Origin of the sequence: Glaciecola petra (assembly GCF_031846345.1) — a bacterium.
Classification (GTDB): domain Bacteria; phylum Pseudomonadota; class Gammaproteobacteria; order Enterobacterales; family Alteromonadaceae; genus Glaciecola; species Glaciecola petra.
This window is the reverse complement of record NZ_JAVRHX010000001.1, coordinates 1,158,428-1,172,804: the sequence shown is the minus strand read 5'-3', so window position 1 is coordinate 1,172,804 and position 14,377 is coordinate 1,158,428. Positions and strand designations below refer to the sequence as shown.

Annotated in this window: 8 protein-coding genes; all 8 read right to left on the bottom strand. The window is 38.0% G+C overall.

Annotated features, from left to right (window positions below; translation table 11 throughout):
- Positions 1 to 8 precede the first annotated feature (8 nt).
- Positions 9 to 239 (bottom strand): glutaredoxin family protein, encoded by a 231-nt coding sequence (locus tag RM552_RS05150; RefSeq protein ID WP_311367704.1) that lies wholly within the window; start codon positions 237 to 239, stop codon positions 9 to 11.
- On the bottom strand, positions 240 to 2,360 hold the full coding sequence (gene rlmKL / locus RM552_RS05145) for a bifunctional 23S rRNA (guanine(2069)-N(7))-methyltransferase RlmK/23S rRNA (guanine(2445)-N(2))-methyltransferase RlmL (RefSeq protein WP_311367703.1): 2,121 nt from the start codon (positions 2,358 to 2,360) through the stop codon (positions 240 to 242).
- A complete protein-coding gene (gene pyrD / locus RM552_RS05140; RefSeq protein ID WP_311367702.1) occupies positions 2,353 to 3,357 on the bottom strand; it encodes a quinone-dependent dihydroorotate dehydrogenase in 1,005 nt (334 codons plus the stop codon). The genes rlmKL and pyrD overlap by 8 nt, the downstream gene beginning before the upstream one ends.
- 58 nt (positions 3,358 to 3,415) lie before the next feature.
- The gene (locus tag RM552_RS05135; RefSeq protein WP_311367701.1) at positions 3,416 to 8,254 is read right to left on the bottom strand and encodes an NAD-glutamate dehydrogenase; all 4,839 of its coding nucleotides are present in this window, start codon (positions 8,252 to 8,254) and stop codon (positions 3,416 to 3,418) included.
- A gap of 356 nt (positions 8,255 to 8,610) precedes the next feature.
- Complete coding sequence (locus RM552_RS17730) at positions 8,611 to 8,844, bottom strand: DUF2835 family protein (protein WP_432277180.1); 234 nt, start codon at positions 8,842 to 8,844, stop codon at positions 8,611 to 8,613.
- On the bottom strand, positions 8,831 to 11,497 hold the full coding sequence (gene pepN / locus RM552_RS05130) for an aminopeptidase N (RefSeq protein WP_311367700.1): 2,667 nt from the start codon (positions 11,495 to 11,497) through the stop codon (positions 8,831 to 8,833). Before pepN ends, RM552_RS17730 begins: the two co-directional genes overlap by 14 nt.
- Before the next feature lie 23 nt (positions 11,498 to 11,520).
- Entirely contained in the window at positions 11,521 to 13,029 is a 1,509-nt protein-coding gene (nhaC, locus tag RM552_RS05125) for a Na+/H+ antiporter NhaC (RefSeq protein ID WP_311367699.1), read from the bottom strand.
- 3 nt (positions 13,030 to 13,032) lie between these two features.
- The gene (locus tag RM552_RS05120; RefSeq protein WP_311367698.1) at positions 13,033 to 14,361 is read right to left on the bottom strand and encodes a sodium-dependent transporter; all 1,329 of its coding nucleotides are present in this window, start codon (positions 14,359 to 14,361) and stop codon (positions 13,033 to 13,035) included.
- Between the last annotated feature and the right edge of the window lie 16 nt (positions 14,362 to 14,377).

Sequence of the window (14,377 nt, the reverse complement as noted above, 5' to 3'; positions counted from 1 at the left end):
TAAACAGCTCACGATAAAAATGCTTGAAGGGCTTCTATGGAAAAAGGCCAGCCTAATTCTGCAGCATCCGAATTTCTTTTTATTACTGGGATTCGAGCACCATATAAGTGATACAACTCAACAGAATCTCTTATATTGATTTTTTCAATTTGAATATCAATATTTTGCATACTATGTAGCATATCGAGTGCTTGGTCACACAATCCACAGTGAGGGCCTGAATAAAGAATCACTTTCATTTAATGTACACTCAATATCCAACAATGATGTATTTTCGGAGAACGCTTAAAATCTTCATCTATTGTTTGTTGAGAAATATTTTCGATAACAAAACCCGTATCACTAAGACTTTCATGATCTAATTTAAAATTACGCAAATTATTACTAAAATAAATCTTTCCATTTTTTGTCAGTTTTTCTTTTGCTTGTTTTAAAAGTGCAACATGATCACGCTGCACATCCCAACTAGCTTCCATTCTTTTTGAGTTTGAAAACGACGGCGGATCAATAAAAATGCGATCAAAATTTGTTGCAAGCGATGTTGACTCAATCCATTTTAAACAATCTGCTTGAATAAATTCGTAAGCACCATTTAGCTTGTTTTGTTTGAAATTATCTTGAGCCCATTTAATGTAGGTATTAGACATATCAACCGACACTATAGATTTTGCCCCTGCCTTTGCTGCATGAACAGACACAGAGCCTGTATAACAGAATAAATTTAATACATGTTTATTGAAGCAGTCTTCGGCAAACCGTTTTCGGGTTAAGCGATGATCTAAAAATAAGCCAACGTCGAGATAGTCAGTAGGGTTTATTAAGAACTCTGCTCCGTATTCATTAACCAATATATGTTGATTAAAACTATGGGACTTTTCATATTGCTTATCGCCCTGCTGTTTTTCTCTTACTTTTAGCACTATTTTCTTTTTATCGCACTGTAACACCATAGGCAAATGCAATAAGGCTTGGGCTAACCTCTCTTGTGTCGTGCTCTCTGGTATGTTTTTTGGGGCGGCGTACTCTTGTACAATAACCCAATCAGCATAACGGTCTATGGCGAAGTTATAATTAGGTAAATCTGCATCGTATATTCGATATGCGTTACTGTCAGTTCGTTTTATCCAAGACTTCAAACGTTTTAAATTCTTATTCAGACGATTGCTAAATTCGTTAGCACTAGGTGCATTTTCAAATTGTTGCGTGTTTTCGCCTACTAGATCATAACACGCTAACTGCGTTTCAAGTTTTCCATTAAATAGCTTATAACGTTTATCAGCGCGAAGTTTCAATGCTTTTAATAGTTGCTGATTAGAACACAATAAAGCCAATTTCCAATTAACAAACGCAGTTTTGAAATGTTTACCTAGCTGTGAATACAACGGTAGTAAACCTACGTAATCATCTAAACGTTCGCCATAAGGAGGATTACTGACTATAAATCCTTGTGTTTCCGGAACAGTTGCATGCAATGCATCACACTGTTTAAATTCGATATATTCATCAACTCCTGCGTTGCGAGCATTCGCCTTAGCTGCATCTATTAACTTAGTGCTAATATCAAACGCATAAATAGGTGCTTTTGGTATATCGATTGACTCAAAAGCGGCTTGTCTTATTTCTTCAAAATCCGTTTGTTGATGCTGTAACCAATCACTAAACCCCCACCGTTCTCTGTACAAATTAGGTGCTAAACAGCTGGCCATCATGGCCGCTTCGATAGCGATAGTACCTGAGCCACACATAGGATCCAATAAGGGTAAATGCATATTGTCGACCCATGTACTTCTATATAATATAGCGGCGGCAAGTTGCTCTTTAAGAGGAGCGTCTCCCGTTTCTTGTCGATACCCTCTTAAATGTAAACTTCTACCTGATAGATCTAAACAAATACGTGCTGTTTCTCTGCGCAATCGAGCTTGAAACTGAATGTCGGGTGACTGTCTATCAACATTTGGTCTTTCAAATCCCGCTTCGGTAAATGTATCTACAATTGCATCTTTTACTTTCATTGCCCCAAATTGAGTGTTGTTAATATCACGATTTGTGCCCAAGAACGTAATTGCAAAAGTGGCTTCCGATGAAAAATGCTTTGTCCATTCAATACTATTGGCTAATTCATAAAGGTCGTTTGCATTCACACATTTACCAGTATTTAATATTAACAATACTCTATTTGCGATTCTAGAATGCAAACACAGATGATAAGCATGCTTTAATTCACCTGAAAAACGGACTTGCCCAGGTTGAACGGTAAAAGAAGTTTCTTCGAAACATTCAAAACTCGCCAATAACTGTATTAATTCTTTTTTTAATATCTCATCCAAGCCGCGTGCTGAGCTTACTATAAATTCATGCATTCGCTAACTCATTAATTAAAGCGGGGCCTTGGTATATAAAGCTAGAATAAATTTGTAATAAACTGGCGCCAGCCTCTCTACGTTTTATCGCATCGTCGGCTGAACTGATACCCCCCACCCCTACGATTGGAATGCGGCCTTTTATATGGTTTGCTAGTAGTTGTGTAACTTCTAAGCTTTTGTCATTTAAAACCGCTCCACTTAGACCACCGCTTTCGTTAGCATGTTTATGAGATGCGACTTTACGGCGATCCAAGGTAGTATTTGTTGCGATCACTCCATCCAAACCAGACTCTACTAACACGTCAGCGATTTGTTCGATTTCAACGGCACTCAAATCTGGCGCAATTTTTACTAAAATAGGAACATATTTTGAATACGCTTTTTGCAAAGCACATTGTTCTGCTTTTATGCCACTTAGCAAGTTTTTAAGGGCATCTCCATATTGTAAATTACGCAAGCCTGGAGTGTTTGGCGATGAGATATTAACAGTAATATAAGACGCTAATTCATATACTTTTTGCATACAATAAATATAGTCATCTAGTGCTTGGTCATCTGGCGTATCTTTGTTTTTTCCAATATTAATGCCCAGTACACCCGAATAATTACTTTTCTTCACATTTTGCACTAAGTAGTCCACACCCTTATTATTAAAACCCATTCGATTAATAATAGCTTGATACTCTGGCAGTCGAAACATACGAGGTTTCTCGTTTCCTAACTGAGCGCGGGGCGTGGTAGTGCCAACTTCAATAAAACCAAACCCCATACTTGCAAAGGCATCAATACATTCGGCATTTTTATCTAAGCCAGCTGCCAAGCCTATATCGTTTGGAAAATCAATACCAAAACAATTGGTAGGCTTGTTTACCATTTTTTGAGAGTAAAAACTCGATAAAAAATTGTGTTGAGTTTTATTCAGTAGTTTGATTGCGGTGTCATGACTCCATTCTGCATTACACAGAAGAGACATTTTTTGTAAAAGCGAATACACACAAAATCCATATAAAAAAGCCCTGCAAGCAGGGCTATTGCAAAATTATGCGCATAGTTTAATGGTTTGCGCTGATACTTAACAGCATCAATTCACGCAGGGCGACAGAAAATTTAGCAAATTCATGATTTTCACTGGTTTTGAATTCAGTCATCATGTGATGCCAGCGAGAAAGTTTTGCCTGATTATCCTCGATCCATGAGGCCAAAATGGCATCTGCATCCTTACTTTTAGGAGCTGAATTTAATAAAACAGTGGTTATAGCTCGTTGCTGCCAATCTAATTCTTCCCGATAAGAAGCGCGCGCCAGTGCCTGCCAGTGGTTGGCAACGGTCTGATGATTAATTTGCTGTAAAAACCAATGCAACTCGAACTTATTACCCAACTGAAAATAAAGTCTCGCCACAATTTCAACGGGGCGTTTTTCAAGTTCAGCAACCTGTGCTAAATCTAAACTTGAGAATAAATTGCTCATACAAGCTATTTTTATTGCCTGAACTTCAGGAACTTGCGCTTGAACGAGGAAATTGATGCGTTGCTCAACCTCTTTCACTTCAGACGCTACCAGATATTGTGTTAGCTTATTGGCTATTGTATTGAATGCACCGGCATACTTGGCAATAGCATCATCAATAGGCAAATCTTTTTCGCCATGTCGAATGTACCATCTAACGGTTCGCCTCAATGTTCGGCGCATCTCGTCGAGGATCTCCAACTGTAATTTTGCATCAATAATATTATCTAACTGTTCAACTTCTTCCCACAACTCACCCATTTTAAAGATGGCTTTTACAATAGAATATGCGTTACAAATTTCACTAGCATCAGCACCCGTTTCTTCTCGCAAACGATGAACAAAGTTTAGACCCATATCGTTAATGACTTCATTGGTCAGCTTGGTGGCAATAATTTCACTACGCAAGGGGTGTAATTGCATTTGTTCACTGTATTTTTCTCTTAATACCGCCGGAAATGCATTTAGCAAATATTTGTTATAGTAAGCGTTACCGGTGATAGACTCGAGATTAAATTCTTCCTTCATTACCATTTTGCCATAAGCAATCAGTACCGATAGTTCGGGACGCGTTAAACCTTGGCCTGTTGCGACACGTTCGGAAATTTCATCGTCAGACGGGATAAACTCTAACTCTCTATTTAATGCACCCTCTCTTTCAAGTCCATGAATAAATCTAAGCTGTTCTTTAAGTTGCTTAACGCCCATCATTTCGGTAATTGAAATTGACTGTGTTTGGCGATAACAGTCTTGAATAACAATATCCCCCACATCATCGGTCATGTCATATAGCAAAGCATTTCTTTGTTTTAGGGTTAAATCCCCATTATTAACTAGAGTATTCAGGAGTATTTTGATATTCACCTCATTATCAGAACAATCAACACCGCCGACATTATCAATGAAATCTGTGTTTACATGTCCTCCATTAGCTGCATATTCAATACGGCCCAATTGAGTAAGACCCAGATTGCCGCCCTCTCCCACAATTTTGGCTTTAACGTCTTTACCGTTAACACGTAGAGTATCATTTGCTCTATCACCGACTTCTGCGTGACTCTCTTTGCTACCCTTAATGTATGTGCCAATACCTCCATTCCAAATTAAGTCAACAGGCATTTTTAATACATTATGAATCAGCTCGGTTGGGGTCATTGTCGCTTTATTTACCCCCAAAGCCTTTTTCATTTCAGGACTTAACTTAATTGATTTTTCACTACGTTTGAATATGCCACCGCCCTTCGATATAAGCTTGCGGTCATAATCATCCCAACTTAAAGTCGGATCTTCAAATAGCCTTTGTCGTTCTTTATAGGTTTTTTCTACGTTGGGGGTTGGATCAAAGAAAATATGCATGTGATTAAATGCACAAACAATTTTGGTTTGCGTGGATAGCAACATACCGTTACCAAACACATCTCCCGACATGTCGCCAATTGCGACACAAGTAAAAGGCGTTGTCTGACAATCGACGCCTATTTCTCTAAAGTGGCGTTTAACCGACTCCCAAGCACCTCTGGCAGTAATCCCCATTTTCTTATGGTCATAGCCAACGCTACCACCTGATGCAAATGCGTCGCCCAACCAGAAATTAAATTCATCAGAAATGCCATTGGCAATATCAGAAAAAGTAGCTGTGCCCTTATCTGCCGCAACTACTAGATATGGATCATCTTCATCTAATCTCACCACGTCTGTAGGCGGTATCACTTTACCATCGACAATGTTATCGGTAATGTCCAACAAGCTTCTAATAAAAATTTTATAACAAGCCTGCCCTTCTTTTTGCATAGTAGCTCTGTCAGCATTATCAGGCATTCTTTTACAAACGAAACCACCTTTTGCTCCTACAGGCACAATGACTGTATTTTTTACCTGTTGAGCTTTTACTAAGCCTAAAATCTCAGTTCTAAAATCTTCCATACGGTCTGACCAACGCAAACCCCCGCGTGCAACTTTCCCACCACGTAAATGCACACCCTCAATTCGCGGAGAATACACAAAAATTTCAAATTTAGGCAATGGTAATGGCATTTCAGGAATTTCTGCTGGCAACATCTTAAAGGAAATATAAGGTTTAATTTGCCCTTCTTCGTCTTTTTGGTAAAAGTTAGTTCTGAGTGTTGCATTAATCAAATCAAGATAACGACGAATAATTCTGTCATCATCCAAATTTGACACTGTATCTAGTTTTTGCAGAATTGTCTCTTGTAGCCTATCAACTGCCGTTTTATTACGACGAATGCTGGGGCAAAATTGTTGATTAAATAATTCAATCAATAATTTAGATATATCTGGATAACTGGCCATTGTATTGGCTACATAAGACAAACTAAAACTTGAACCAATTTGGCGCATGTATTTTGCATATGCTCGAACAATTGTGACGCGTCTACCAGTAATACCTGCACCTAAAATAAGACGATTAAAGCCGTCATCTTCTAAATTCCCTAGCCATGTTTCTGAAAATGCGTTTTGAAAAAGCTCTTGTGCTTTATCCATGTCAAGATGTGCGCTGCCTTTGTACAGCATCGTAAAGTCCATTACCCAACTAATTTGACCTTGCTCATTAGTTACTTTGTAAGGACTTTCATCCACGACTCGTATGCCAAAATTCTCCAACATTGGCAAAACATCTGATAAGTGTATAGGTTCATCTTTATGATAGAGCTTAAGCTTAACTACATCACTGTCGCTGCTTTGTTCTTGAGGCTTGTAAAATAAAATATCGAGTTTATTTTCATCATTTAGTAATTCAATCCTTTGTATATCGACTAAAGCCGCACTTGGAAGATTTTGCTCAGAATAACTTCTACTGAAGGCATTATCGTACTTTCTGACAATTGTTTTTCCATGTTCCTCGCCATATACAGAAACAATTTTACTGTTTAACTTATCTTGCCAGGTCTTTGTTAACTCAATCAGATTTTTTTCTATTTCGTTCACATCAAATTCCAAATTATTATTGTTAACACGAGCAATGTAATGGGTGCGAGCATAAACGGATTCAGAAAAATAAGTATTAAATTCAACCTCACCTTCTGCTTTAAATGAGCGTTTTAATAAATCTTGTGTTTCACGGCGTAATTGAGTGTTGTAGCGTTCTCTTGGCACATATACCATACAAGAAAAATAGCGCCCAAAAGTGTCTTTTCTCACAAACAAACGGGACATACCGCGTTCTTGCATTTGAAAAATGCCCATAATTATTTGAGCAAGATCTTCATCTGTAGTTTGGATGAGTTCATCTCTTGGATAGGTTTCTACAATGTTGACAAAGGCTTTATAAGCATGAGTGCCTTTTTCAAATCCACTTAACTGACACATTCTGTCAATTTTCTCACGAAGCATGGGTAAATCGGCAGCGCTACTATTGTAAAAAGATGCACTATATAAGCCTACGAAACGATGTTCGCCGCTAACATTGCCCTTGTCATCAAATTCCTTAATGCCAATATAATCCATATAGGCCGGTCGATGAACTCGTGATTGGCTATTCGTTTTGGTTAACAATAATGGATTGCTGCTTAATGCCATTTCACGAGCATTGGCAGGAACATTCGATAATAATCGTTCTCTATTGCTTATTGAGTTTTTCATTAATCCCAAAGAACTATCATTATTAGGGCACCATCTATGGTCACCTTCTACAGCTTTAACATCGTAATATCTATAACCCATTAACGTGAAATTATGGTCGTTCAACCAATTAAGAAAGGTTTTGCCCTGTGATTTTACAGAGGCAGTGGCTTTACTTTTAGATTTGACAAACGACTTCGTAATATCTTTGAGTTTTTCTCGCATGGGTTGCCAATCAGCAACCGATAGAGACACTTCACTTACGACTGAACGAAGTTCTTCGGTTATTTTTCCTAAATCGCGAAGTCTTGATTGCCGGTCTATTTCGATAAAAAATACAGTTTCAGAAGTATAACCTGCTTTTGTTGATTCCTTTTCGGTAAACTCAGACACATTGCCATCTTTACTGCGGATAAAGTGCATGGGTGTGTGTAAAATCAAGTGTGATGTTATGTTCATACGGTTTATAGCCATACGAATTGAATCAACTAAAAACGGCATATCATCAACAATTATCTCGATAACCGTGTGAGAGGATTGCCATCCATTTTTAGCAATTTCTGGATTGAATACCTTAATTGACGGTTCGCTAGTCTCTCTGTCTTGTAAAAGTTGCCACAGACTTAATATAGCCCCATATAAGTCGCTGTCACTGCGACCGTCAAGATCATCAAAAGACATGGTCTTCATTAGTAACTGACCAAATTGAATGACTTTGTCTGATTGGGAGGGATCAACCTTATCGTTGACCAATGAAAATACACGCTCTAGTAACACAGATTGTTGATGATGCGTAAGCGACATTGTTTTATCTCTTTTAAGTTTTAAGAATACTACTCCACCCGTTTATCGGCATTTTCCTTAATTAATTAATGGTTTACTAGTTATTATTAACGATTTATTTACATTTTGCATAAGGATTTCGAAAAATTGCATAAAAAAAAGACCCAAAGGTCTTTTCATAAATAAATAAGCAAAAATAATTTGTAGATATAATTTGTAACTGTTGGAAAAAGACACAGTTTTTCCTTATTTACATATGTAGCAAGCTTATGAAGCAAATATCAAGTTCAAATTTTGAGTATAAATAGACAACTAGAGAACGCAAACACGATAGCGTGACAGTGAATTGCTAAGACTGAAAAGCCTAATAAGAACAATCACCTGCTTTCATACTTATTTATCATTTTAATTTTATTATTCCGGTCAACTTCCATTACAAACATACCATGCAAACCGTTTAAGCTTACAAACTTTTGCATGTTCTGTTTAGGCAACTGAATTCGTTTACCTTCAGTTGATGTGACCACGAGGTATTGTATTTGGTCATGGTAAAGATTTTCACACTCGGCATAAGACATACTGACAGAAAAATAATATTTAGTGTTTTTCATCTTGTTTAGATATTAAGCATTTACTAATTTTTTCGAATAAATCCTTACTTAAGCCTTTTGCACCATATAACCGTTGCAATTGCACAATTATTTTTTCTTGGAAGGAATTTTCTAGTTGTGAGTATTGTATCAATGGCGTAATAAGACGTGAGGCTACCTGAGGGTTCACTTTATCTAACTGTAACAAATAGTCTGCTAAATATTTATATCCACTTCCGTCAGCTTGATGAAATGCCACAGTATTATAGAAAGCAAATGATCCTATCAAAGACCGTACTTTGTTTGGATTTGTAATTGAAAATTGTTTATGCGCTTGCAATAGGTCTAATTGCGACAACAAATCTGGTTTTTCAATACTGGCATGCAAGGCAAACCATTTATCCATTACTACCGCATCATTAGTATATTGTTCTTCAAATGAAAGCATTAGCGCATCAAATAAATCGATATTATATACTTGAGCAGCTTTCAACGCTCCCAATTTATCTGTCATATTACTAGCGTCTTCAAATTGCTGTTTAATCAAGGCAGAAGCTAACTCATTACCACTGCAAGCAATATTAAATAAGAGAACGTTTTTTAATTTTCTGCCGTTTACTTGTTGCCTTTGATAAGCGTATGGCAGATCGTTTTTGCCATTTATATTGTGGTAATGTTTAAGCATATAGTTGACTGAGATGCTCGCTAAATAAGCGCGAACTTTGATATATGCTTTATTTAACTGTAACGGATTCACCTGTTCCAATTTCGCTATACAGCTTTCGAGTGAAGGCAGGGTCATTAACTGCGCGAGAACTTCATCGGGTAATGTCAACTCGGGTAAACTTCCCGCAAGGGTCGTTAATTCTTCTTTCACCTTAGCATTAAGTTTACACTCGTTAAGGTATACCGACTTAATCCAAGTAAAAAACAACTGCTGAGTCGCTTCCCATTTTGAATAATGATTATTGGCATTTAATATGATGTTTAAGAGTTGTTTTCCAGAATAGTCAAAATGGATTTTCACAGGCGCTGAAAAATCTTGCAAAAACACGGGTGTAATCTTATTAGCATCGCCTAATATTAGAATAGAATCAGCGCTGTCGGTTAATACAAAAGTATCGTTAGCCAGGCCTGTTTTAATTGCCTTCCCATCAGCATTTAGACATTGCACTTTTATTGGCACATAGAGCGCTTGTTTATGAGCTTGGTCGGCTGTGGCTTGAGTAAACTGTCGAAATCCAATGCGACACATATTGTCTTCATCATTTGATAGTTCGATGCTAATTTCTGGCGTCCCCGATTGTGAATACCATAATTTAAAATGAGCAAGGTCAATATCATTAGCATCCTGCATAGCCTGCACAAAATCGTCGCACGTCACAGCTTGACCATCATGCCTCTTAAAATATAAATCCATTCCTTGTCTAAAACCACGCTTGCCTAACAATGTGTGTAGCATTCTTATAACTTCAGCGCCTTTATCATAAACGGTGACCGTATAAAAATTATTCATCTCCATTACTTCATCAGGACGTATAGGATGACTCATCGGGCTAGCATCCTCTGCAAATTGATGTTCACGCATGACTTTTACTTGGCCGATTCGTGTGATCAGGGGGCTGAACATATCTGCTGAGAACTGTTGATCGCGAAAAACTGTCAATCCTTCTTTTAGACTTAACTGAAACCAATCACGACATGTAACTCTATTGCCTGTCCAATTATGGAAATATTCATGCGCAATAATAGATTCAATATTAAAATAATCTTCATCAGTCGCTGTATTTGAATCGGCCAGTACAAACTTGGAATTAAATACATTTAGACCTTTGTTTTCCATTGCTCCCATATTAAAGAAGTCAACCGCAACGATCATGTAAATGTCTAAGTCATACTCTAGTCCGTAAGTTTCCTCATCCCAGCGCATTGCCTTTTTAAGTGAATCTAAGGCATGTTGACCTTGCCCTTTGCGCCCCTCATCTACAAACAATAACAGTTCAATAGTGCGACCTGACATTGTGACAAACTTGTCTTCTAACTTATCAAAATGCCCCGCTACTAATGCGAATAAATAACATGGCTTTGGAAAAGGGTCTCTCCAAATACATTCGCGCATATTAGTATCGTTAACATTGTCGCTGATCAAATTTCCATTGCTTAATAAATAACTGAGGCTTGTGTCATTTGTTCGAATGCAAACGGTATATATGGATAGAATATCTGGTCTGTCAAAAAAATAGCTTATTTTACGGAAGCCTTCGGCTTCACACTGAGTACAATACGCGCCGTTAGAAAAATATAAACCCTCTAAACTCGTATTGTTTATCGGTGAAATGGTATTACTTATTGTGAGTGTAAATTCATCTTTATTGCATTGAATTCTTAGCCCATGTTCGTCTTTCCAAAAATCAACATCTAAGGTTAATGGAACACTATCAATCATAATATCAGTGAGCTGCAGACCCTCGCCATCCAGTACCAAAAAATCGACTGAATTATCAACACGACGTATTTGCATTACATTTTTTACCCGTGTTTCATTGGGATCCAACTCAAAAGTCAAGTGAATATTTGGAACTAAATGAGTCGGCGCTTTGTAATCAATACGTTTTTTACTGAGACTATGCTCGCTATCTGTGTTAGTAAGACTTGATCCAGAATCTGATGCCATGAAAACCCTACGATATAAAAATACTATTTATTAGTGACAATCTTAACTTTAGGTGGTTCTAGGCGTAAAATTTTAATACCAAAGTAAGCATAAAAAATAGCCATAAAGGGATTTATTAAGTTAAAGAAGGCGTAAAACACATAATCTAAAGGACTTACCTGCAGCACCCCGTGCATATACGCACCGCAAGTATTCCATGGAATTAACGGAGAAGTGATTGTACCGCCATCCTCTAAACTTCTAGATAGGTTTAGTTGATGTAATCCTCGTTTGGTAAACTCTTCTTTGTACATCCGCCCCGGCATTACAATTGAAATATATTGATCAGCAGTCACTAAGTTAGCACCAAAACAGGTAAGAATTGTTCTTGTTACCATATCGCCGGCTGTTTTTGCTCCATACAAGCAAGCGCCAACAATCGCTTTCAATAAACCCACTTTATCTAATACCGCTCCAAACGACATTGCGCATATGATTAACCAAATAGTATTTAACATCCCATCCATACCACCACGATTAACAAGTGAATCTAAGGCATCGTCACCAGTAATATATTCGAGTTGTGTGAACATGGCTTGCCACACCACCATTACGCTTTGTATGGTATCTTGCAAAAACGCGGGAAAAATACTTAGCTTGTCTAATAAATCAGGATTGAACTTGGATAGAACAAGTTCAGATTGAAATATCATCGCCCATATTCCACCCAGCACAGCTGCCATAAAAATAGCAGGGAAAGCGGGCATTTTTTTAACCGCAACAACAAGTAAGACGATAAGTGGGACCAGTGTGTACCAGCCAATTGTAAATTGTTCTGAAATAATCGCTTGCATAGCCGAAATACGCGAACCCGAATCGACTACATCTTCTTGGAAGCCTAAAGTAGTAAATAAAATAAGCGCTATTATAATGCTTGGTACAGTGGTCCAAAGCATGTATTTAATATGTTCAAATAAATCTGTTCCCGCCACCGCTGGGGCTAAATTGGTCGTTTCTGACAAAGGCGATAATTTATCGCCAAAATAGGCACCTGAAACAATTGCGCCTGCTGTTATGGCTAAAGAGAGGTCCATGGCTGTTGCAACACCAATTAATGCAACACCTATCGTTGCTGCTGTTGTCCAACTGCTGCCAATACTCATGGCTACGATTGCACAAATTAAACATGCTGCGGCGTAAAAAAAGCTTGGATTAAGCAGAGACAAACCATAATAAACCAGTGTCGGCACTGTACCCGCCAGCATCCATGTACCGATCAGTGCGCCTACGGCTAGTAGTATTAAGCATGCGTTCAAAGACAGGGCGATACCACCCACAATGCCCTCTTCTATTGCTTGCCATTTGTAGCCATTTTTTAAGCCAATAATTGCAGCAGTAAATGTACCGATTAATAAGGCTATCTGATTAGGTCCAAAAGACGAATCTTCACCAAAAAGATATACACTTGACCCCATTAATACAATTAACAATATGATAGGAGTAAGCGCATCTAGCATCGAGGGAGTTTTAGTTGAGTTGTTTTCAGTAGACATAGTTTAAAATACCGAGCGATAAAACATGAGAGCGATAACTAAAGGACAAACAAATTTTACGTACCACGGCCAAATTTTCCAAAATAATCCAGTTTTAATATCTTCACAACCGTTTTTTAATTCTTCTAATATTTGGTCTCGACGCCATATCCACCCAGCGAAAACACACAATACTAAACCAAGTAAGGGTTGACTATACTCAGTTGTAGCAGTAATCACTAATCCAAATAACTGTTCAAAGTTTAAGACAATTAACGCGCTAAGAACAAATACTAAGGCCGTTATCAACAGTGTTGCTTTGCTCCTTTTCAGCCCTTTGTTATCTACCAGAAAAGCAACCGGCACTTCTAACATAGATATCGAAGATGTAAGGGCAGCAATAGCCATTAACGCAAAAAATGCAGCGGCAACAATGGTACCAATATACCCCATACTTTCGAATAAAGAGGGCAATACTTGGAAAATTAACGAAGGTCCTGAAATCAAGTTATTAGAGTCATCGAGTATTTGTACGCCATTTGCTAAGGCGACATACATAGCTGGTATTATTAACATGCCAGCGAGCACCGCTACGCCAATATCAACTAACGCAACAGACGTTCCGAGTCTTGGCAAATTTTCATGCTTTTGAATGTAACTACCATAAACTAACATGGTACCAACACCGAGTGACATAGAGAAAAAAGCCTGGCCCATAGCATCTATCATTAAGCCAGTGTCGAACACTTTAGAAAAGTCTGGCACAAGGAACTTTGACCACCCTTCTGCCGCGCCATCTAAGGTACTCACGTAAATAATGAGCATGGTAATAAGTATTAGTAATGTTGGCATTAGTCGTACAGACCATCGCTCAATACCGTTGCTAACGCCGCCATTTACCACTATGCAGGTGACCACTAAAAAACCTAGCATAAAGACTAAATTTCGTGGAATAGAGTCCTCTGTTAACCAAGGTAGATCAATACTGACAATATTAGTTACAGAATCAATCAAATATGACAGCATCCAACCGGCAACAATTGCATAAAAACTTAATATTAGAATAACGGTAATCGCACCAATACTGCCGGTTATTGTGCCAAACACATTGCCCGAAATTTGTCTAAGTGCATCAATCATATTCGCACGCTTTGCGCGTCCAATGATAAGTTCAGCCATTAGTACTGGGTATGCCAGCAAAAACGCCATAATCAAATACATTAATACAAAAGCAGCACCGCCATTTTCAGCCACTTTCGTAGGAAATCCCCAAATATTACCTAGTCCGACCGCTGAACCTGCTGCCGCTAAAATAAACCCGATTCGAGAGGAAAACTGACCTCTTGCACTCATACCAACCTCTTTTTAT